Origin of the sequence: Paenibacillus wynnii, from assembly GCF_030812855.1 — a bacterium.
Taxonomy (GTDB): domain Bacteria; phylum Bacillota; class Bacilli; order Paenibacillales; family Paenibacillaceae; genus Paenibacillus_AQ; species Paenibacillus_AQ wynnii_A.
Genome location: NZ_JAUSTK010000004.1, coordinates 179,326 through 200,751 on the forward strand (window position 1 = coordinate 179,326; position 21,426 = coordinate 200,751).

A 21,426-nucleotide genomic window follows, 5' to 3' on the forward strand; every position below is an offset into this window, starting at 1 on the left:
TATTTCAAAAAAAACGTCTTGACGCAGTAAATTATCTGCGTCAAGACGGTGTTTCACACGGAAAATCACCATAGCCTTATTGTTTCACAATTTCAATTATTACATCGTTATTGAAATATACTGTAATATTATCATTTTCTTTAAGAGATTGCACTGTTAATGTCGTGTCACCTTGGTGAATATAAGCATTTGAGGCGAGTTGGAAACGATAATTCTCGTCATTTATGCTATCCCGCTTAACTACTACTTGGTTCGATGAACTTTCATAACGGGAGAAATAACGGCTGAGCATAGGCAATACACGAATGATTGTAGATCCATCAGCATCTTTACGCAATTCTACTCTTTCTGAAACAGCAAGACTGCTCAAAGATGTGCTAGTGCCGCTGGCACGGATGATCTTAACGTTGTTGCCTGACAAGAATGACTGCGTTGTCCCTGCAAAGTTCTTAACTGTTAAAGTTCCTCCAGTTGTATCCAAAGACAAGACTTGTCCTGTAGTAAGCTTAACCAATTGCAAGGATACCGGTGATGACCCGATAGATACGAGATTAACATAATCCCCTACTTTAAAATCAGTTAATTTAAGGGTTTCACCTGCTTCATTGTTCAGCACCGCACCTGATGTATAAATATTGCTAGTACCCCCAGCCCATTTTACATTCATGCGATTACTCGTTGTATCCAAGAAAGTAACCATAACTTGCTGTATGGCTTTGACTCTTAATACTGAAATCACTTCCTGATTACCTGCAAGCACTGCAGAAACTGTATTCCCAACGGCAACATCCGCTATAGTTGCATTCGTACGTCCGAATATATCAACGGAAATCGGGAATGGAAGTGTAATAGTTTGACCTTCATTCGTTTTAACTTCAATCTTCTGGGTTGTCGTATTGATCGAGGTCACCGTACCCTCATACTTCGTTACAACTTCCAAGGAAAATGTCCGCTGTCCAATTGCGCTTACAGCGACTTTACGTCCTTCAGTTAAAAAGTTACCTATATTGGCCAAGGTAGGAACTGTTCCCTCATTGGTCAGTTTAGTTTTTTCATCCAATGTAAACAAGTGGGGTTTATTACTGCTGTCCAAGGCAGTCAACAGCTTATTTTTCACATTATAAGATACTACAGTCAGACTGGCAAATAGCTCAATTTGACGGCTGGTTACTTCAATTTTGGTAACTTGATCGCTACTATTCAAGGTCAACCGGATATTGTCACCGCCGATAGCATCCGCAATCAAATCAGAAGCCAAGGGATTTGTGATCCCTGGTATAACGATTACCGGGGCAGCAGCAAGAAGCTTCACTTCTTTGGTACCATCACTTTTTTTGTAGACAACGGAAGAACTGCTAAGCTCATAAAGAGTTCCTTGCAAAGTTCGTTCCACCGACTCAGTAACTTCAACAGATTGGATTAAGTTATTCGAAATTGTATACTTCACAGCTGAACCGACCTTCAGCTCTGCGGCAGTCAGAATTGAATTCTGATAGCGGAAGATAGTTGTATCGTTCCATTTGAAGGTTTCTTCTACACCGGCGGCATTTTTGAAGGTGATGCTTTTACCGTTCAGATCAATGGCTTTCAATGTTCCGGTACCGTTTTTGTTAATTACTCCCGAAGTCACCTGAACGGAGACTACCTTTCTGGTGCTGGTATAAGTCTCACGCAACAACTTAATCAGGCTATCTGGAGCGATGGAGGACGGCTCAATTTTCACCCCATTCACATCCAAAAATGAAGTAGCTGCATCAATAATGTACTCAGGATAACCGTCTGCGGTCTTCATGAAAAGTTTATTATTACCCGTAATCATTGCAAAACTGCCCTGGATGCTCTCAACCTGCTGCTTAGGGTCGATAACTTCAACATAAGCTGCATTACTGTTTGTACCAATAACCATAACTTTTGTATAAGGCTTAATATCATTTAGGCTGCCTTTGATCTCAGAAGCACTGGAGAAATAGACTGTGCTTGAGACAAGATTGAAGGTTGATAATTTACCATTGTCGTAAATCGTGATTTTATCGTCTTTTATCTCACTTACCGTTCCGGTTGCAGTATTGTCGTAGACAAGCGTGTTGTGCGCCTGCGCACGGCTGAGAAAAGTGGCAAGCTGCGCTCGTGTCACAGCTCCCTGCGGATCAAAGCGATTGCCGTCAAGCCCATTAGCCAATCCAAGATCAACAGCAGCATTTATATATCCCCGTTTGCTTGATGAGACCTTAGCGTCATCCGCAAAGCCGGTTGGCTCAGTTGAAGCGGCGACTGCATCAGCACTTTTACCAAGCGCACGAATTAACACTTCGGCAATCCATTCCCGCGTTGCTTTGCGCTCACCCCAGGATGTCTTCAGATTATCCGGTGCCATCTCCAACGTCTTGTCAAGGAGTTTCTGTTGAAATGCTAATACAACATAAGGTTTATAATAATTCGAAACCTTGAAATCAGTAGGTAGAGCTACCTGCGCATCTTTATCCACCATATTCTGAAGTTTCATAAAACGTAAAGCCATGAGCACGGCTTCCTGTTGAGTTACTGGATCACTAGGACGGAAATTTCCGTTATTTCCGATAACAATGCCTTGAGCTGCAAGCTTGTAGATATGCTTTTCAGCCCAAAATCCACTTTTCACATCACTAAATGCGCTAGCGACTGCCGTAGTTGTTGCTGCCGGTGTTGTGCTAGTAGTTGCGGCTACTGCAGCTGCGCCATCGGCATTTACTGCACTTGCGCCGCTGAGGGCTATGGCTCCTGCAAGTATTGCGGATACCGCTTTAGAAGAATAGCCCCTAAAGGGACGACCTGACTTGTAATTTCCGGACAAAATGATATTCCCCTCTCTGAATCGCATATAAGTAGTTTCCATAGATGTTCGCCATACAGCCTTCATATTCCTGCGAATATTTAACTATTGTCTCTGGTCATAGGGTGCTCTAGATCTACATGCCCCATAAGACTCTCCACTTTCTCTCCGTCCAGCAGAATCTCAATGCTTTCTACTTCTTTAAACTGAAATAATGTTTTTGCCAATGCGCTTAAGGCAAAGGACTCGCCGCCTGCACCAAGCTGCGCCTCGATGGGTTTATGGATATCTAATACAAGTTGTCCATTCTCGATCTTTATGGACTTTAGCTCAATTTTTCCCCAGAGAGGAACAAGATCTGAATTCTCACTAACCTGCAGTGCCTTAAAAGCTTCACCGTACTTACTGTCTTCATCTGAAGCACTATAACTAATTTCAGCTTTTGCCAGTACCAAATCCATCAATTGAGAATCCGTATAGTAAACTTCGATGGTCTCACTTTTTTTGCTTTGATCAGGTTTTTCTGTCGGTGCCGCATTGCCGGTATCTGCGGTATTTGTACTATTTGCAGGTTCTGCGGTGGCTTCACCGGCAGAATTGTCAGCACCGTCTGAACTCACTGCATTCCCGCCTGCCCCGCTGACAACAGCAGGAGAATTCTGCGATGGATTTGAAACTGACGCCTCTGGCTTCTCGCCGCAACCTGACATAATAAACAATAACAGTATCGATAATCCTGCATAACCCAATTTTGTCTTCATAATCGTAGCGCCCCCCTAGATAAATACGGACAGACCAACGTCACAAAGCCTTCTTCACTGCTATAACAACAGAAAGTGGGGTTTGCGACGCTTGTCTGCCGTTTGGCTGTTATTTTATACCGAGATATTCCTTAATGGCACTTACCATAGCAGCAGCAACACGATTTTGCAAAGCCTCAGTAAAGAGCAGGGCTTCATCACCCTTATTGCTTAAGTATCCTACTTCAAGTAAAACAGCCGGCATTTTGGTTTCACGTATCACATGAAAATTGCCGTATCGAACGCCTCGATCACTCAGTCCAGTAGCTGGCACCAAATATTTATGCATGACATTAGCGAACGCTTTGCTGGCTTGACGTTGATAATACGTCTCTGTACCGGTAGCACTTGTTGACGCACTGCTGTTAGCATGCACGGAAATAAATAAATCAGCATTTAGATTATTAGCGATTGCCGCCCGTTCCTTGAGTTCAAGAAAAGTATCATTACTGCGTGTGAGTACAACGTCGATATTATTTTCTTTTTTCAGCAACTCAGCCGCTTTTAGAACAATAGCTAAATTGAAGGCCTTTTCATATTTACCGGTAACACCGACTGCACCTGAATCCTTAGCTCCATGGCCTGCATCCAGTACAACAAGCTTTTTCCCACTATTACCCGGTAAAGCTCCTGTTTCACCAGAATCTTCGGCGTTTAAATCAACAATAACCAGGTTATTTTCATCTTCGGATACACTAACTGTATAATTTTTGGCATAATTTAAATCTACCACGAACCTAACCGTGTAGGGAGCAGTACTAAATAGTGAATATCGGACTCCAGACACATCTGGGTATCCGACTACATCCAGCTTGCCGTTTAAGTTAGGATCCAGCAACTGTCCTGTTCCAAATACATCAGAAAAGGTTGCATTCGGAAAATCAACTACTAACCGATCAGGATTGGTAAGTAATGTCGCTTTAGGCTGTGAAGCCCCCTGCATGGTAATCAACAGTTGATTGTTGTTAAAGCTTACTCCATTTACCTGAGTGAGATTGGTAGTATCCACCGGTGGCACTACAACGCCAGTCCCTGTATCATTACCAGTATCCGGAGTACTTTCCGGAGTCACAAGAGTCACAACTTTATCCGTGTTGTCCCATGCGACTGCAAGTCCAAATTGTTCACTGATGAACCTAATCGGCACAAAAGTTATGCTGTTCTTAAGTAAGGGTGCTGTGGTGAGAAGTACGGTCTTGTCATCAACAGATGCAGACTTTTGATTCACTATCAGTTGAATAATCTTTCCCTGCTGCCCAATGGTAACCATTTGACTCTTCTGATCCCACTCCACCGTGTATCCCAGATTCTGAGATATCATTCTGAGAGGTACCATCACAGTGCTGTTCACATTCTCTACCTGGACATTCTGACCTGCCGTCAGTTCTTTGCCGTCCAGAAAAATTTTGCCGGTCACAGCAGCGGCATGTCCACTCTCTGGTAACACTAGTACAAAGAGCAGCAACAACAACATACAACAAAATTTCTTCATTCTTCACCTCTAAGAATCTAGTATTCCGCCTGAGAACGGCGTTCATGATGGCCTGACAACGGACGACTTTGACCTCTATTAGACGCCAATCCTATTTAAAAGTTGCGAATATATTCCATAGTAAACTAAGATTTGCAAGATTAGAGACAAGTAGAGTCATTTTCTACAGACCAAGATATTCCATAATTCCTGCAACAATTTCCCTCGCCAAGTTATCTTGTAATTCCTCATTGTATAGGGATGCCTCATCACTGCTGTTCGTCAAATATCCTGCTTCCAGCAGAACAGCGGGCATTAGCGTCTCCCTGGTTACATGCAGGCTCTTGTTTCTTACCCCGTTATCTTTAAAGCCCGTACCTACCACAAGGTGCTTATGCATAATTTGAGCCAATAAAAGACTTTCATTACGACTGTAGTAGGTCTCGCTCCCGTTCACTTTATTCCAATTGGCTGTTGAAGAAGACATCGCATTTGCATGTAGAGAAATGAAAATATTGGCATTCGCATCTTTAGCAATATTAACGCGATCTTGCAGACCAAGTGTACTATCATCAGTACGGGTCAATATAACGGTTACCCCTCCTTGCTGCTCCAACAAGCTTGCTGCTTTCAGAATAACTGAAAGATTAAAGTCTTTTTCCATCTTTTTAGTTAAGCTGATAGCGCCCGGCTGAGTCCCTCCATGACCGGCATCGAGAACAACAATAGGCTTACTCCCTCCTATAGGATCTACACCGCTAGAGGGTATATTGAGATCTATGGTAGTTAATCCGGAGATGTTATCAGTAACCACTTGATAAGGATTGCTCCCGGTCATCTGAATGACAAAACGAACGGTAGAAGGAGTGTTACTGAAAAGCGCATATCTAACTTCTGATACTTGAGGATAACCCGTAACATCCAGTTTTCCTTGCAGACCTCCATTTGTTGATGTCCCGTCGATTCCGCCTGTAAAATCCGCAGCGAATGAGGTTCCCGGAAAATCTACTACAATGCGATAAGGATTGTTCATCGTAGTTACAGTTGGCTTCACTGCGCCAGACGAAGCTACAATTAACCGATTCTCTGTGAATATGGCACCTTTTACCTGAGTAACCGTCACTGCCGGATTTCCCTCAGTTCCAGTAGGCGGAGTGGAGTTCGGTGTATCGTTCGGTGTATTCACAGGTACATCCAACGCATAACCTGAACCATCGCTATTGTTAGCGCCTTTAGAATCAGAAGGGGTGGCCCCGGTTAAATAAACGGTCTTATCACTATTATCCCAGCCAACCTTGAGCCCAAATTGCTCGCCAACAAAACGGATAGGCACAAGCACTGTACCGCCCGTTTGCTTAGGTGCAGCATTTAGATCCAGCCATTCTCCGCCTGCGCTAGCTTTCTTGCTCCCGACTGCAAGTTCTACGCTTCTACCGTCTTGACGTACAGTTACCTTGTGAGTTTTCTGTTCCCACAACACTTCGAATCCAAGGTTTTCTACAACCACTCTTATGGGGATCATTACACTGCCGTTTGTGTTCTCAAGAATCACTCCTGAGGGTAGGACAAGTTCCTTGTTATCAAGAATAATTTTGCCGCTTCCTGCAGCAGATGCTTCTCGACCGATGAACGACATCAATAATAAGGGCAACAGCAGCAGAAGCAGTAATCGCAGACCGGCTTTCCTCATTCTTTTCTCCCCTTAAATAGTTGATTAATAGACAGATAAAGACTAGACGGCAAAATTCACCAAAAGTTACGTGTACAAACTATGAATATATTGAGTATAACAAAAAAACTTCCAATTCCGCATCCCGGAAATGGAAGTTTTGTGTAAATTTAACATGAAAGTTGTCGCTAACTCTCATTCTCAACGATTAAGAGAATAATTTGGCTGCATGACGTTTCTCGTATGCATCAATTTCATCAGCGTGCATAAGTGTAAGACCAATATCATCCAAACCCTGCAAAAGAAATTGGCGGCGATGCTCATCTAACTCGAACTGGATCGTAAGGCCAAATTCATCGCTAAGTGTCTTACTTTCAAGATCAACAGTTAATACATATCCTTCGTGAGCAGCAGTCCGATCAAACAGCTCATCGACTTGGCTCTCAGACAATTTGATTGGAAGTATACCATTCTTAAAGCAGTTGTTATAAAAAATGTCGGCATAAGAAGGTGCAATTACCGTTTTGAATCCGTAGTCCATTATTGCCCAAGGCGCATGCTCCCGGGAGGAGCCGCAGCCAAAGTTGGCTCGGGAAATAAGAACGGAAGCCCCTTTATAACGCGGTTTGTTCATTTCGAAGGCTGGATTATCGCTGCCGGCTTCATCAAAACGCCATTCATAAAACAGGAATTGCCCAAAGCCTGTCCGTTCAATCCGTTTCAAAAATTGTTTCGGTATGATTGCATCTGTATCTACATTAACCCGGTCCACTGGTGCCACGATTCCCGTTAATTTCTTAAAAGCATCCATTTCATTACCCTCCCGCTTCTTCTCGTTTCTATGCGTTGACGGCTACCGTCTTATAATTCCAATCCCGTACATCCGTAAAATGCCCTTTGATCGCCGCAGCTGCAGCCATAGCCGGTGATACCAAGTGTGTTCTGCCACCGCGTCCTTGACGTCCTTCAAAGTTGCGGTTAGAGGTAGATGCGCAGCGCTGCCCTGGTTGCAGAACGTCCGGGTTCATTGCCAGACACATACTGCAGCCTGCATCACGCCATTCAAAGCCAGCTTCCACGAAAATCTTATCAAGCCCTTCCTTCTCGGCTTGCATCTTAACACGTCCGGAGCCCGGTACAACAATGGCTGTAACGTTCTCTGATACCGAGTGTCCCTGAGCAACCTGTGCCGCAGCTCTCAAATCTTCAATCCGGCCGTTTGTACAGGAACCAATAAACACATAATCAATATTGATTTCGGAAATAGGAGTACCTGGAGCCAAATCCATATATTCTAAAGCTTTTTCAGCAGCTTTACGTTCATTTTCAGTAGTGAAGTCAGCCGGATTCGGTACGCTTGAGCTGATATCCGTTCCCATTCCCGGGCTTGTGCCCCAGGTGACTTGCGGAATCAGAGTCTCGACATTGAAATCTACCACAGTGTCATACTCTGCACCTTCGTCGCTTACGAATCCTTTCCATTGGGCTACAGCTTGATCATAAGCCTCACCTTGCGGTACGTATTGACGTCCGCGCAAATATTCGAAAGTAGTCTCATCCGGAGCAATCAATCCTGCTCTCGCTCCGCCTTCAATTGACATATTACAAACAGTCATTCGCTCTTCCATAGACAAGTCGCGGATCGCTTCACCTGTATATTCAATAACATAACCGGTTGCAAAATCCGTTCCATATTTGGCGATAACGCCTAGAATCATATCTTTTGCTGTCACACCAGGATTCCGATTGCCTGTAAAACGAATTTCCATCGTTTTTGCTTTGGACTGCTGTAGACATTGAGTAGCAAGGACATGCTCAACCTCACTCGTACCAATACCGAAAGCCAAAGCACCGAAGGCTCCATGCGTGGAAGTGTGGCTATCTCCGCAAACAATGGTTTTACCTGGATGAGTCAGGCCGATTTCCGGACCCATTACGTGAACAACCCCTTGATCAATATCATGAAGATCAAACAATCTCACGCCAAAATCACGGCAGTTCTGAGAAAGGGTGTCAATTTGCTGCTTGGATATAGGATCCGTAATATTAAAACGGTCTTTAGTTGGAACGTTATGATCCATAGTTGCAAATGTCAGTTCAGGACGGCGAACCTGACGACCGCTCAGGCGAAGTCCTTCAAATGCTTGCGGAGAAGTAACTTCATGTACCAAATGCAGATCGATATACAAAATACCTGGTTTGCCTTCTTCTTGATGTATAACGTGATTATCCCAAATCTTCTCAAACATTGTCTTCTTGCTCATGAATTCACCTCATTATTTTATCGTTCATTTAGGAAGAGAGCGTGGAGTCTCTCTTGAATGAAATAAATATAACATGGCTTTGTTTATAATTCCAAGATATGATATCTATAAAAGCCATAGTCTCAGCCTATAAGTGTGATGATGGAGTCGTACACTTTATAGGTTATACTTATAAGTAGTCTTATTAAATCAGAGGAGTTAGAACCATGGAACTTAGACAACTGCAATATGCGCTGCAGATTGCAGCCGAAAGAAATTTCTCCCGTGCGGCGGATAAGCTGCACATCGCTCAGCCCTCCCTAAGCCAGCAGCTCTCCAAATTGGAGAAGGAGCTGGGAGTCCTGCTCTTCCAAAGAAATACAAGCTCGGTTGAATTGACGCACGCAGGAGCAAAATTTATTGAGCAGGCACAGACTATCATTGATGCTGTTGAACTGCTGCGTCAGGAAATGTCTGATATTTCCCAACTCCGGACCGGCCGGGTTGTTGTTGGGAGTATGCCGATCACTGGGGCCCATCTCCTTCCACATGTCCTTCCTGTATTTAAGGAAAAATATCCTGAAGTTGATATTAACCTGCTTGAGGATTCGTCCATGAATTTAGAAAAGCTGACGGCGAACGGGCAGACCGATCTTAGTCTACTCTCGCTTCCTCTCGAAATACCTGCTCTGACTTATGAAATACTTGGAGAAGAGCGGATTGACCTTGCGGTTCCGCCGGGGCATCCGCTAGCCTCACGCCTTTTGACAGGAGTGCGTACCTCACTGGAGGAATTGAAGGATGAATCCTTTATCGTGCTAAAAGAAGGACAGGGCTTTCGCAAAATGACAATGGAACTTTGCCTGAACTCCGGCTTTGATCCCAAAATAGTCTTCGAAAGCAACAACATGGAGACTGTACAATCACTCGTAGCAACCGGAATGGGTGTAACACTCGTCCCTCATTTTATTGCCAGAGCACCGCGGAGTGAGTTCGTTCCCGTATATCTCCCACTGGCAGAACCAGTACCGACCAGGACCCTAGTCATTGCCTATCGGCGCGGAAGGTATCTGTCCAAAGCCGCCGAAGCTTTTATCGAAACATTCAAAACAACTGTGTCAGGATTAAATCATTAAGATTAGAACTGAGAATAAGCCGCCTGATGCTATTAGGCATTAGTCGGCTTATTTGTGTATGCATTATTCTAAGCGTCTATTATGCACTGAAGTCAAACGGTTTTGATTGTCCTTAAGACGGGATGTATCATCATCTACTGGACCATTATCTTTGCGAGTGCCTGCCTTTTCCTCCAAAAACTCACGAGTCACTTGATTCTGAATTGCTGCTTCTTCTTTTGCATCTTGGATCTGCTCTTGTAATACTTCTACATTTTGAATCTGTTCCTGTAGGACATCCTTGCTTTTATCCAATTCTATCCACCTCCCGGTAACAGATTAGTAGTATTTTACCCGTTCAAGCTAAGGATAAACAAAAAAATTTGATCTCATTGGCTGTAAGACATATATAGTTCGTTCTCCCTTTGCAAACCGCCCTGCTCCATGGTATTCTAAACAACAAACAATGAAACGTGCAGACGGGACCAGTACGAATGAAACATTCACGTTCAGAGAGTAAATTCCGATATAGCTGAGAGAATTTACCGTGAAATCATTCCGAATCCTACCCCCGAACGGCCTGCCATAAGCAGGACGGATCCTCCCGTTATGAGGACTAGAGTCGGATGAACCTCATCAATGAAGGTGGTACCGCGGAAGTTAACCAAGCTTTCGTCCTTTGCTAAGTCTTAGGATGGGGCTTTTTTGTATTTTCATTAACTAACTATTGAGGAAGTGAAAGACATTGACGACACGAATAGTGGTCAAAATCGGAAGCAGCTCACTAACAGGATCCGAAGGCGGATTAAACCGTGAGGCTATCGCTTTCTTCGCAGCGGAGATCGCTGAGCTCCAGCAGAGCGGTTGTGAAGTATTGCTGGTTACGTCCGGTGCTGTAGCTGCCGGTTTTCGCAGTATAGGCTACCCGACACGTCCGAAGCTGCTTCATGAGAAGCAGGCTGCAGCCGCAGTGGGCCAAGCGTTGCTTATGCAAGCCTACCAGGAAGCCTTCACCTCGCATAATATTACTGCCGCGCAAATCTTATTGACTCGAACCGATTTTTGCAGCCGTCGTGCTATGAACAATGCGGTTATGACTGTAGAAGAGCTGCTTCGCCAAGGAGCGGTACCTGTCTTTAATGAGAATGATACTGTCTCTGTTGACGAGCTGAAATTCGGGGATAATGATACCCTTTCCGCACTTGTCGCCAACCTGCTTAAAGCCTCAATGCTTCTCGTGCTCACAGATATGGACGGCCTATACAGCGGTGACCCGCGCAAGCATCCGAACGCAGTCCGATATCAGCATGTAGAGGAGATTACTCCTGAGATCTATGCCATCGCCGGTGGAGCCGGTTCCAGTGTAGGAACCGGAGGTATGCGCTCCAAAATCGATGCAGCCAAGATTGCAACCCGGGGCGGCGTTCCCGTCTTCGTGGGGAAAGTGTCCGAACCCCGTGATTTACGAATTGCTGTTGAAGGTACCGGAAGGGGCACATATTTTGCCACTACCTCCAATTCTTTACCGGTTAAGAAGCAGTGGCTAGGCTTTATGTCTACCCCTCTAGGCTCCTTACATGTAGATGCGGGCGCGGTTGAGGCTCTATTGAACGGTGGACACAGTCTGCTTCCTGTAGGTGTAAAACGAACGGAAGGTCACTTTCATGCCGGGGATGTGGTAGAAGTATTAGGACCTGATTCACGATTGCTTGGACGGGGAATCGTGAACTATGATGACGCTCAGTTACGAATGATTGAAGGCTTACCAAGCCGCCAAATTGTGGATAAGCTTGGAGAGGTTCATCGGCTGGAAGTCATTCACCGGGATGAATGGATCACTTTGAGATAATAGGTAGTGGACTCAAAATAACAAGTTCAGGGAGGAATAGTCATGAGTGAAGTTGTAACGAAAGCAACATTGGCTAAGACTACAACAGGAATTCTAGCTGGATTAACAACCGATCAAAAAAATAAGGCTCTGCTGATCATGGCCGATGCTTTACAGCGAGAAGCAGCAGCTATCATTGCTGCCAATGCAGAGGATTTGGAACGAGGCAGAATCGGCGGAACTCCTGAATCGATGTTAGACCGGCTGGCACTTACCGAAAGCCGTATTGACGATATTGCAGAAGGATTGCGGCAAATTGCCAAACTGCCGGATCCCATCGGCGATCGTCTTGAACTGCTGGAGCGTCCAAACGGACTTACAATTGAGAAGCTTCGGGTACCGCTGGGTGTCATTGGAATTATTTACGAAGCTCGGCCAAATGTAACCGTAGACGCAGCCGGACTTTGCCTGAAGACCGGTAACGCAGTTGTCCTACGCGGTGGATCTTCCGCCATATCCTCTAACCGTAAGATTGTAGAGGTGCTGCATCATGCGCTTGCAGAGACCGCAATGCCCCAGAATGCACTTCAACTGATCGAGGATCCTAACCGCTCCTCGGTTGATCAAATGCTAAAGCTGAACGGCCTGCTGGATGTTATCATTCCGCGTGGAGGTAGCTCCCTGATCCGAAATGTAGTCATGAATGCAACCGTACCTGTCATCGAAACAGGCGCCGGTATATGCCATACTTATCTCGATTCCAGTGCTGTTCCAGAGATGGCACAAGCCATTAGTCTTAATGCAAAAGCTCAGCGGCCCTCCGTATGCAACTCTATGGAGACACTGATTGTACATCGTGACTATGCCCGTTCGAACCTATTGACGCTTGCTGAAGTGTTCAAGGAGGCAAATGTAGAGCTGCGTGGTTGCCCTGAAACCTTATCCTTAATCCCATGGGCTATCCCTGCTACTCCTGAAGATTATGCCACCGAATATAATGATTATATTCTTAATCTCAAAATTGTCGGCGACCTGGACGAAGCACTCCAGCATATCGCCCAATATGGAACAAAGCATTCAGAATGTATCGTATCTGAAGATACGGAAACAGCTGCTCGTTTTTTGCAGGAGGTGGATGCTGCTGCTGTCTATCACAACGCTTCTACCCGCTTTACCGATGGTTTTGAATTCGGATTTGGAGCCGAAATTGGCATCAGCACACAAAAGCTGCACGCCCGCGGACCCATGGGACTGCCAGCACTTACTTCGACCAAATATAAGATTTACGGCCACGGACAAATTCGAGGCTAGAAATTCACCCTAAGGGAGGGCTTTACCAATGTGTCAACAACCTTCAATCCCCCTCATTTCCGAAAAAATTGTCTTTTATGGAGCAGGATCCATGGCAGAAGCTATCGTACGCGGTATGATTGCCCGCTCGGTTGTTGCCTCAGATCATGTTGTTGTACTTAATCGCAGCAGCAACGAACGATTGGCTGAGCTTCGAGCACGTTATGGTGTGCTTGCAAGCAACGATCCCGAACAGAAAACGGAGTACCTGCGTACTTCACCTGTAATCGTTCTGGCTATGAAGCCGAAAGATGCTGCCGAAGCTTTACGCACATTGGGCCCGCTACTCACCCCGGAACAGCTTGTAATTTCCGTAATTGCAGGACTAACGATACGCACGATCCAGGGACTCCTCGGAAGACAGCAGCCTGTAGTCCGCACAATGCCCAATACCTCCAGTTCCATTGGTCTTGGAGCTACAGGAATTTCCTTCTCCAAAGAAGTTGATGAAAACGGGCGCCGCCTGGCTCTCAATATGTTCGAAGCGGTAGGCTTAACCTCAGTTATTGATGAGGAGCGTATGGAGACCTTAACCGGAATTTCCGGAAGCGGCCCTGCTTACATCTACTATATGATGGAAGCTATGATCGCCGCCGGGATCCGTGGTGGACTGTCGGCAGAACAAAGCGGCGAGCTTACCGTGCAGACTGTACTTGGCGCCGCACGGATGGTTCAACAGACCGGAGAATTGCCGGCTACCCTGCGCAAGAAGGTCACCTCTCCGAACGGATCGACACAAGCTGCATTGGAGGTACTCGATAAGGGAGATTTCTTCGAAACCGTTATAGCGGCCGTAAACCGCTGCGCCGAGCGTTCCCGTGAAATGGGTACAGCCCTGGAGAAAGAACTCATTAAGTAATTCCATCGACAAATGAAAAAGAGCCTCTTCTTAGTAGATTTTTATCTACTGAGAACAGGCTCTTTTTATATTAAAGTCTTACCTTTCAACCTTATTTCCGCTATTATCTCTTACGACCACCTTAAGTTCTGAAGGAGCAGCAACAGTTACACTAACTTTATTTCTGGTGTGATCCAATGAATTTCTTACGGTATCACCCAGCAGAATATATAATGTATCTCCCGCTACCTTTGTACGAAGGAGCTGATCCTCATCCTCCGCTCCCAAGCGCCCTTCATTCGAAACGTAGGTCCCGAAGATATTGAGATCCGTTCCACCTGTCTTGTCCACCGTAACTCCATATGGATTATCACCCTGCACTATAACTTGCTTCACTCCCGCTGGGACAGATCCGCTCCATTCGGGAAGCGAGTAATTATGTTCAACAGAAGAGACCATTTGGCGAATCTCCTGGGTCAGACCAAGGGAGCTAAGCCCGGCGAAAAACAGACAGCACACGGACAAGAAGCCGACGAAAAAAATACTAAGCACATCGTAATACATTTTCCCTTTCCCCTTAAACCATAACGTGTAGATTACGACTTCCAATCCTAATAAAATGAAAACTAGCGGCCACCATGCCAGCGCCGTCTCAAACACATCGGAGCCTTTCCATTGGGACGCCATGATCAGCCCGCCCAGGAACAATAGACTAAGTCCCATAGACAAGGTGCCTACACGCCAGCGCCGGGAAATTCCCTCTTTAGAATCAACCGCTCCAACAGCTCCTGCTGTCGGCTGTACCTCTATTGGATTAGTCATCATTTAGCACCCGTTTCCTTTTTTGCTGTTGTATTTTTACTGCCAATCAGCAGCTTCACACCACCGCCAATGAGCAATATGGATACGATTACCGTCTTAAGATAAGTACTAAACCTATATTGCAGACGCCATTCCGGAAAGCGTATATCCAAGGCAGGGACTGCAACGTTCGCTAAAATGTAATACAGCCCAAGTGCCAGAAGCCCCGCTCCCAACCAGCCCTGATGATTCATAAAACCCTCTACCACAGGTTTATCCTGCAGTTCCTCCCGCCCATAACGGCTAACGAGCTGCAGACCGTCGAACAAACTATAGAACCATATGACCGGAATCAGAAAGAAGAGCACGGACAGACGAAGCAAATCCATAACGTAAATACTACCGAGGAAAAGCAGCATGAGCTGGAGCCCTCTTTTTTGTAAACCTAGATACATTTGTCCAGCACCGGGAAAGGCAGACAGCAGTGTAGCCAATACTTTGCTGCGACGTCCATCCTCACGGCCCGCCTCCAAATCCTCAAACAAAGTCCGATCGACCAGCTCCTCTCCAGCTAGCTTGCTGTGTATATGCTGTACGGCATCAAACATACTATACAGCCAAATTACAGGCAGAACGCCGAACAGAAGTAGAAAGGCTGAACTGGAAGTAACACCTGTCAGGAAGAGCATTACAGTCATATATCCGAAGAAGGAGATCAAAAAGGATAACCCCCGCTGCATGAGTCCCATATGGAAATGCCCCAATCCAGGGATAAAAGAAAGCAGAATAACATGAAATCTTTCATTATCATTATTTCGTACTGGTATTACCGGCTGCATCCCTTCGTCGCTGATTACTGCTGCTGTGTGATTCGGCGATTTCAATAGAACGATGAGCAGATGCAGCATGTTTAAGCACCACACTAGTAAAAAGCCAATCCAACCGAGTATTGCAAATTCACCATCGTGTGAGGCAAGGGCAATTAAGAAGGACATAAATAATCCGCCGAAGCTGATTAGAAAATATACAATCCCAAGAATTCTTTTGCCGATATAATAATGTCCCGCTCCGGGTATGATGTTTAGAAAAAACGCACGTAATTTATTGATCTGATTTTTCATTTTTATCTCTCCTCTCATTGGTTCCCATCCGTCATTAGCTGCTCCAACCAACCACTGGTTGCCTGCATCACTTGTTCGCTGTAGGAAAGACCTCCGTTGTCATTTTGTACTACCACATCCATATTCCCCGTCATCAAGCGGTCAAAGACTCCAGAGGACATGAACAACAAGGTCAGTGACGCTGCAACTGCGTAGTGGAAAAGGGTACGTTCATACCAGCGCTTTCGAGTCAGCCTCTGCGGTCCAATGATTTTGTCCGTTACTTGCAACCCCTCTATAACCCTGTTGACAAAAGAACCCTGATCCACTAATTCAGGAATTTCATCCTGCAATTCATCCAGTGATTCCATATATAAAGAGAGAGCTTCCTCATCTTCGAGGAGAATATCCTCCCATTTCTCTCGCTCACCAGGGGTTCCCTGACCCGTAAGGTACGTCTTAAATCCATTTGTACCCATGAAGTTTTTATCGCTATCCTTCACAGCCATTCCTCCTCCTTCCAATGGGTTCGAATCCAGTTTCTAGCCCGGTATAATCTGGATTCAACCGTTTTCAGGGTTATCCCGTGCTCTGCGGCAATTTGCTCGTAGTTTTTTTGTTCCAGATAAAAAGCAATAACGACCTCGCGGTGCACGCATGGCAGACTCTCTACTTCCTGCCACAATCGATCCCTTCGATCCCGTCGAATCACGCCATGTAGCACGTCTTCATCCTGCGCAGGAGTAATACTAAGCACATTATCATAATCCACCGGGTGTTCCCTTAATCTGTCACGCCTCCGTTTGGCGTCAATTGCTTTATGTAGGGCAATACGGGTGATCCAGGTTTTTAATCCCTGATGACGGTACTCGGGGAGAGACTTATAAATCTGCAAAAAGGTCTCTTGAGCAGCATCCTCAGCTTCTTTGGCTTCCCTCAAAACCGAGTAAGTCACTTTATACACATGTTGGCTATATTCTTCAACGAACTGCCGGAACGATTGAACGTCCCCCTGACAGATTTCTCTGATTAGATTCTCATCCTCAATGACGTCTCCCCTCCTTCCCATAGCAATAGACGCAGGAAAGTAAACCTACCCCTGCGCCTCAACAGATACTTTTTTCCGAATTACAAGTGGTATGTAAAAAACCGTGCTGCAAAGGGCTGAAGTGCCCATGCAACACGGTTCCTATATGATTATTTACCGCCACCGCGAAATTTCTGTGAATAAGCCTTGACGTCTTGGGCATTTTTCACCCGATTTCGGCTCCACTCCAGCAAAATTCGGTCAATATAACGAAAATGAAGTTTCCCCGCGAACACGGATTCCTTCAACGCCAGTAGAATCAATTCCTCGGGATAACGATCCTGATCCAGCCAGCCTGATATGGTTTCGCATTCCATAGGGGATAACGGACGTCCGAATTCTTTTTCGAATATACTGAACAAGCTACGGCTTTCTTCCTCTATGTCCTTGTTCGATGAAGCTGAAGAACTTCTGCCGTTTCCACTGCCACCATTCTCGGGGGGAAATCCACCTAAGCGATGTTCAGTGACCCTAGAGACCGAGGATTTCAATCCGGTTCCCAGAGTTCCTTCTTGTTCAGCGGCCTTTGCTTGCCCGGCAAGATAAGCACCTAGCTTTCCATACAAACCGGAAAAGTTATAGCGCTCATAATGCATGTCGCGCAGTTCATCATTATCACCATCGATACTGATAAAGCCATCCTTCATAAGCTTCTGAAGCTCCCCGGCAATAACGGGTATGCTACGTCCTGTTACAGCTTGAAGCTCCTCAAGTGAAGGGAATTCAATTCCCTCAACTTGACGAAAGGAGAGCAAGTGGATAAGCAGCAGTGTTTCACTACCGCTTAAGTTCAGCTTGCGGTAATTCTTCAGCAGGGCATACGGAATGATTGCCATTCCATTGTCTAAGCCAAAGGAGACGCCTTCGCCCCAAGTGTTCCATCCTTTGCTGTCCATATGCGCCCCCTCTCTCCCTTATGGGTAAAGACGGTACAGTGTACGAGGGAAAGGAATAGTCTCGCGAACGTGGTCAAGACCGCAAATCCAGGCTACTGTCCGCTCTAATCCCAAACCGAAGCCAGAGTGAGGTACTGAACCGTAGGTGCGCAAATCCATGTACCATTTGTACGTATCCATTGAAAGATTATGTTCTTTGAAACGTTCCTCCAAGAGTGCAGGATCATCTATCCGCTGGGAGCCGCCAATAATCTCCCCATAACCTTCAGGAGCGATCATATCAGCGCACAACACCACTTCCGGACGATCCGGATGCGGCTTCATATAGAAAGCCTTGAAAGAAGCTGGGTAATGAGTAATAAATACCGGCTTGTCATTTTCTTCAGCGATAGCCGTTTCATGCGGAGCTCCGAAATCATCACCCCAAGCAATCTCAAATCCTTTATCATTCAAGAATTTGATTGCATCATCATAACTGATACGCGGGAATGGAGCCTTGATATTCTCCAGCTTGGATATATCACGGCCAACCGCCTCAAGTTCAGGACGGCAATTTGTGACTACGGATTGCACGACATAGCTAATGAAATTCTCTTGAACACGCAGGCTTTCCTCATGATCTGTGAATGCCATTTCAGGTTCAATCATCCAGAACTCAATCAAGTGACGACGAGTTTTAGACTTCTCTGCACGGAAGGTAGGCCCGAAGGAATACACCCGGCCCAGTGCCATTGCAGCAGCTTCCATATATAGCTGGCCGCTTTGGGTCAGATAAGCATCCTCTTCGAAATACTTCGTATGAAAGAGGTTGGTTGTACCCTCAGCAGAGGTAGGCGTCAAAATCGGCGGATCTACAAGCGTAAATCCGTTCGTATCGAAGTATTGCTGAATTGCCCGGATAATCTCCGCACGGATAACAAGCACAGCCCGCTGCTTCGAAGAACGAAGCCAGAGATGACGGTGATCCATTAAGAAATCCACACCATGCTCCTTCGGTGTAATAGGATAATTCTCGGTCAGATGCAGCACTTCTATACCGGTCACAGTCATTTCAAACCCCGACTGACTGCGCGGCTCTTCGCGGATAATTCCGGTCACATACAATGAGCTTTCCTGAGTCAGGCTCTTTGCATCATCCCACACTTGCTCTGATACTTCCGATTTCACTACAACTCCTTGGATATACCCTGTACCATCACGAAGCTGAAGAAACTGTATTTTACCACTGGAGCGTTTGTTATTGACCCAACAGCCGATAACAACCGTTTCTCCGACATGTTCATTCACGGTCTTAATTACACTCTTGTTAGCCATGCCTTCAATCTCTCCTCTGATTTAGCCGTTAATTCCTGACACAATACGATTTGTATCACGTGCAATGACAAGCTCTTCGTTTGTCGGCACTACAAGCACCTGCACCTTGGAATCAACCGTAGAAATACGACGCGGGTCGCCGGAGCGGATCTTGTTAGCCTCTTCATCGAGTTCAATGCCGAGGAATGTCAGATTGTTAAGGATTTTTTCACGCAGCATTGAGGAATTCTCACCAACACCGGCAGTAAATACGATAACATCCACACCGTTCATAGCAGCTGCGTAAGAACCGATGTACTTCCGCAAACGGTACTCATACATATCAAAAGCAAGTGTAGAGTTAGGATCACCCTTCTCAGCACCGGACTCAATATCACGCATGTCACTGCTGAAGCCTGAAATAGCCAGAACTCCACTGTGTTTGTTAAGCATAGAGTTAACCTCGCCTACGGACAGTTCTTCCTTATTCATTACATAAGGAACAATTGCCGGGTCAAGATCACCGCTGCGCGTACCCATCATTAGGCCTTCCAAAGGAGTCATACCCATTGAAGTATCAACAGATATACCACCTTTCACAGCAGTCACACTGCCTCCGTTACCGATATGACAAGTGATAATATTCAGGTCCTTCAGAGGACGATCCAAATATTCCGCAGCAGCCTTACTTACGAATTCATGGGAAGTTCCGTGTGCACCGTAGCGGCGAACCTTGTATTTATTATACAAAACTCTCGGAATAGCATACATATAAGAACTTTCAGGCATAGTTTGGTGGAACGCCGTATCAAATACAACGACCTGCGGTACACCTGGCATATTAATCTCGGTTGCCGTGATACCCATCATTGCTGCAGGGTTATGCAGCGGAGCCAGGTCAAACAATTGGCGAATTTTAGTCTTTGCATCTGTATCAACCAGCGCAGAAGCCTTGAAAAATTCTCCCCCGTGTACTACACGGTGACCAACTGCATTAATCTCATCCGTTGAAGCAAGGACTCCATGCTCTTTATCAGTCAAACAAGCCAGAACTTTACGAATGGCTGTATTGTGCTCGAGAATTTCGCTTACTTCGGTTACATCCGGTTTACCGGTTGGCTTATGAGTCAAAATGGAAGAATCCATTCCGATACGTTCTACCAGACCTTTAGCCAAAACGGATTCGTCTTTCATATTGTAAAGCTGATATTTCAAAGAAGAACTTCCTGAGTTAATAACTAAAATATTCATGCACGGTCACCATCCTTGTCGTACTTGAAGAAGCCTTCGCCAGATTTCATACCTAGGTGTCCTGCGCGCACCATTTTCTTGAGAATAGTAGAAGGACGGTATTTCAACTCGCCATACTCACGGAACATCCGTTCCAGTGCAGCCTGCACGGAATCCAAACCGAAACGGTCAGCCATTTCAAGCGGTCCATATTGGAATTGGTAGCCGATACGCATAGCATCGTCAATGTCCTGCGGTGAGGCAACACCTTCTTGGAGAACATGCATAGCTTCATTAATTAACAAGCAAATGAGGCGGGAAGTTACAAATCCAGGGGATTCATAAATCATTACGCCTTTTTTCTCAACAATTTCATCAACGAATGACTTGGTGTCTTCAAAAGTAGCATCGGATGTTTTCAATCCACGCACGATTTCGACAAGATCAACTTTAGCTACAGGATATATGAAATGCATTCCGATTACGCGCTCCGGATACATCGTAGAGCTTGCAAGTTCCGTTAAGCTAAGTGTTGATGTGTTGCTAGCTAGAATAATATGGCTTGGACATACTTGGTCGAGCTGGTTAAACACTGATTTTTTTGCTTCCAAATCTTCTGTGATGGTTTCAATGACCATATCACAAGAACTTAGTTCAGCAAAATGTGTTACCTTTTGAATCCGGCTAAGAATTAATTTCTTCTCCGCTTGGGTGATCGCCCATTTCTCCAGCTGTTTGTCTAGACTGGTCTCAATCATTTCATAGGAATAATCCAATCGTTCTGGGGTTTTCTCCACCAGCATAACATCGAGGCCTTTGGCTGCTAACATTTCCGCAATACCTTGACCCATCGTGCCACCGCCAATGACACCTATTTTCTTAAAATTCATCAAAAA

At 45.5% G+C, this 21,426-nt stretch carries 19 protein-coding genes; 4 read left to right on the forward strand and 15 right to left on the reverse strand.

The window, feature by feature from the left end; all coding sequences use genetic code 11:
* Positions 1-76 precede the first annotated feature (76 nt).
* The 6 genes from J2T20_RS06155 to leuC form a co-directional block, all read right to left on the reverse strand.
* The gene (locus J2T20_RS06155; RefSeq protein WP_307586597.1) at positions 77-2,830 is read right to left on the reverse strand and encodes an S-layer homology domain-containing protein; all 2,754 of its coding nucleotides are present in this window, start codon (positions 2,828-2,830) and stop codon (positions 77-79) included.
* 80 nt (positions 2,831-2,910) lie between these two features.
* Complete coding sequence (locus J2T20_RS06160) at positions 2,911-3,570, reverse strand: GerMN domain-containing protein (protein WP_307586599.1); 660 nt, start codon at positions 3,568-3,570, stop codon at positions 2,911-2,913.
* A 109-nt stretch (positions 3,571-3,679) separates the two neighbouring features.
* Complete coding sequence (locus tag J2T20_RS06165) at positions 3,680-5,101, reverse strand: N-acetylmuramoyl-L-alanine amidase family protein (RefSeq protein WP_307586601.1); 1,422 nt, start codon at positions 5,099-5,101, stop codon at positions 3,680-3,682.
* 163 nt (positions 5,102-5,264) lie between these two features.
* Positions 5,265-6,770: an N-acetylmuramoyl-L-alanine amidase family protein gene (locus J2T20_RS06170; protein WP_307586603.1), complete on the reverse strand. Its 1,506-nt coding sequence runs from the start codon at positions 6,768-6,770 to the stop codon at positions 5,265-5,267.
* 187 nt (positions 6,771-6,957) lie between these two features.
* A complete protein-coding gene (gene leuD, locus J2T20_RS06175; RefSeq protein WP_307586605.1) occupies positions 6,958-7,560 on the reverse strand; it encodes a 3-isopropylmalate dehydratase small subunit in 603 nt (200 codons plus the stop codon).
* Between the two features lie 28 nt (positions 7,561-7,588).
* Positions 7,589-9,013 (reverse strand): 3-isopropylmalate dehydratase large subunit, encoded by a 1,425-nt coding sequence (gene leuC / locus J2T20_RS06180; protein ID WP_307586606.1) that lies wholly within the window; start codon positions 9,011-9,013, stop codon positions 7,589-7,591.
* A gap of 206 nt (positions 9,014-9,219) precedes the next feature.
* Between leuC and J2T20_RS06185 the strand changes: the two genes are divergently transcribed.
* Positions 9,220-10,128, forward strand: coding sequence for a LysR family transcriptional regulator (locus tag J2T20_RS06185; RefSeq protein ID WP_307586608.1), 909 nt, complete (start codon positions 9,220-9,222; stop codon positions 10,126-10,128).
* 63 nt (positions 10,129-10,191) lie between these two features.
* On the opposite strand, the gene J2T20_RS06190 is transcribed toward J2T20_RS06185, so the two are convergent.
* Positions 10,192-10,422, reverse strand: a complete 231-nt coding sequence (locus tag J2T20_RS06190; RefSeq protein WP_307586610.1) for a hypothetical protein — start codon at positions 10,420-10,422, stop codon at positions 10,192-10,194.
* A gap of 430 nt (positions 10,423-10,852) precedes the next feature.
* Here J2T20_RS06190 and proB point away from each other — a divergent pair, with 430 nt between their 5' ends.
* Genes proB through proC form a run of 3 tightly spaced genes read left to right on the forward strand, consistent with a single transcriptional unit; the run spans position 10,853 to position 14,144 of the window.
* Positions 10,853-11,956 (forward strand): glutamate 5-kinase, encoded by a 1,104-nt coding sequence (gene proB, locus J2T20_RS06195; RefSeq protein ID WP_307586612.1) that lies wholly within the window; start codon positions 10,853-10,855, stop codon positions 11,954-11,956.
* A 42-nt stretch (positions 11,957-11,998) separates the two neighbouring features.
* Positions 11,999-13,246 (forward strand): glutamate-5-semialdehyde dehydrogenase, encoded by a 1,248-nt coding sequence (locus tag J2T20_RS06200; RefSeq protein WP_307586614.1) that lies wholly within the window; start codon positions 11,999-12,001, stop codon positions 13,244-13,246.
* A gap of 28 nt (positions 13,247-13,274) precedes the next feature.
* On the forward strand, positions 13,275-14,144 hold the full coding sequence (gene proC, locus J2T20_RS06205) for a pyrroline-5-carboxylate reductase (protein WP_307586617.1): 870 nt from the start codon (positions 13,275-13,277) through the stop codon (positions 14,142-14,144).
* 78 nt (positions 14,145-14,222) lie between these two features.
* Here the strand turns inward: proC and J2T20_RS06210 are convergent, their stop codons facing one another.
* The 8 genes from J2T20_RS06210 to J2T20_RS06245 all read right to left on the reverse strand — a co-directional run bounded on the left by J2T20_RS06210 (position 14,223) and on the right by J2T20_RS06245 (position 21,420).
* Positions 14,223-14,948 (reverse strand): hypothetical protein, encoded by a 726-nt coding sequence (locus J2T20_RS06210; RefSeq protein WP_307586618.1) that lies wholly within the window; start codon positions 14,946-14,948, stop codon positions 14,223-14,225.
* Positions 14,945-16,045, reverse strand: a complete 1,101-nt coding sequence (locus tag J2T20_RS06215) for a hypothetical protein (protein WP_307586620.1) — start codon at positions 16,043-16,045, stop codon at positions 14,945-14,947. Before J2T20_RS06215 ends, J2T20_RS06210 begins: the two co-directional genes overlap by 4 nt.
* Before the next feature lie 14 nt (positions 16,046-16,059).
* Entirely contained in the window at positions 16,060-16,527 is a 468-nt protein-coding gene (locus tag J2T20_RS06220; RefSeq protein ID WP_307586622.1) for a hypothetical protein, read from the reverse strand.
* A complete protein-coding gene (locus J2T20_RS06225; protein WP_307586624.1) occupies positions 16,524-17,093 on the reverse strand; it encodes an RNA polymerase sigma factor in 570 nt (189 codons plus the stop codon). Before J2T20_RS06225 ends, J2T20_RS06220 begins: the two co-directional genes overlap by 4 nt.
* Positions 17,094-17,221: 128 nt before the next feature.
* Positions 17,222-18,007 (reverse strand): DnaD domain protein, encoded by a 786-nt coding sequence (locus J2T20_RS06230; RefSeq protein ID WP_307586626.1) that lies wholly within the window; start codon positions 18,005-18,007, stop codon positions 17,222-17,224.
* Positions 18,008-18,025: 18 nt separating this feature from the next.
* On the reverse strand, positions 18,026-19,321 hold the full coding sequence (asnS, locus tag J2T20_RS06235; RefSeq protein ID WP_307586627.1) for an asparagine--tRNA ligase: 1,296 nt from the start codon (positions 19,319-19,321) through the stop codon (positions 18,026-18,028).
* A gap of 21 nt (positions 19,322-19,342) precedes the next feature.
* The gene (locus tag J2T20_RS06240; protein ID WP_307586628.1) at positions 19,343-20,551 is read right to left on the reverse strand and encodes an acetate kinase; all 1,209 of its coding nucleotides are present in this window, start codon (positions 20,549-20,551) and stop codon (positions 19,343-19,345) included.
* Entirely contained in the window at positions 20,548-21,420 is an 873-nt protein-coding gene (locus tag J2T20_RS06245; RefSeq protein WP_307586630.1) for a 3-hydroxyacyl-CoA dehydrogenase family protein, read from the reverse strand. Before J2T20_RS06245 ends, J2T20_RS06240 begins: the two co-directional genes overlap by 4 nt.
* Positions 21,421-21,426 lie beyond the last annotated feature (6 nt).

Coding starts and splice junctions, on each gene's coding strand:
- J2T20_RS06160 (WP_307586599.1), bottom strand. CDS start 3,570: ATGAAGACAAAATTGGGTTATGCAGGATTATCGATACTGTTATTGTTT.
- J2T20_RS06165 (WP_307586601.1), bottom strand. CDS start 5,101: ATGAAGAAATTTTGTTGTATGTTGTTGTTGCTGCTCTTTGTACTAGTG.
- J2T20_RS06170 (WP_307586603.1), bottom strand. CDS start 6,770: ATGAGGAAAGCCGGTCTGCGATTACTGCTTCTGCTGCTGTTGCCCTTA.
- leuD (WP_307586605.1), bottom strand. CDS start 7,560: ATGGATGCTTTTAAGAAATTAACGGGAATCGTGGCACCAGTGGACCGG.
- leuC (WP_307586606.1), bottom strand. CDS start 9,013: ATGAGCAAGAAGACAATGTTTGAGAAGATTTGGGATAATCACGTTATA.
- J2T20_RS06185 (WP_307586608.1), top strand. CDS start 9,220: ATGGAACTTAGACAACTGCAATATGCGCTGCAGATTGCAGCCGAAAGA.
- J2T20_RS06200 (WP_307586614.1), top strand. CDS start 11,999: ATGAGTGAAGTTGTAACGAAAGCAACATTGGCTAAGACTACAACAGGA.
- proC (WP_307586617.1), top strand. CDS start 13,275: ATGTGTCAACAACCTTCAATCCCCCTCATTTCCGAAAAAATTGTCTTT.
- J2T20_RS06210 (WP_307586618.1), bottom strand. CDS start 14,948: ATGATGACTAATCCAATAGAGGTACAGCCGACAGCAGGAGCTGTTGGA.
- J2T20_RS06215 (WP_307586620.1), bottom strand. CDS start 16,045: ATGAAAAATCAGATCAATAAATTACGTGCGTTTTTTCTAAACATCATA.
- J2T20_RS06225 (WP_307586624.1), bottom strand. CDS start 17,093: ATGGGAAGGAGGGGAGACGTCATTGAGGATGAGAATCTAATCAGAGAA.
- J2T20_RS06230 (WP_307586626.1), bottom strand. CDS start 18,007: ATGGACAGCAAAGGATGGAACACTTGGGGCGAAGGCGTCTCCTTTGGC.
- asnS (WP_307586627.1), bottom strand. CDS start 19,321: ATGGCTAACAAGAGTGTAATTAAGACCGTGAATGAACATGTCGGAGAA.
- J2T20_RS06240 (WP_307586628.1), bottom strand. CDS start 20,551: ATGAATATTTTAGTTATTAACTCAGGAAGTTCTTCTTTGAAATATCAG.
- J2T20_RS06245 (WP_307586630.1), bottom strand. CDS start 21,420: ATGAATTTTAAGAAAATAGGTGTCATTGGCGGTGGCACGATGGGTCAA.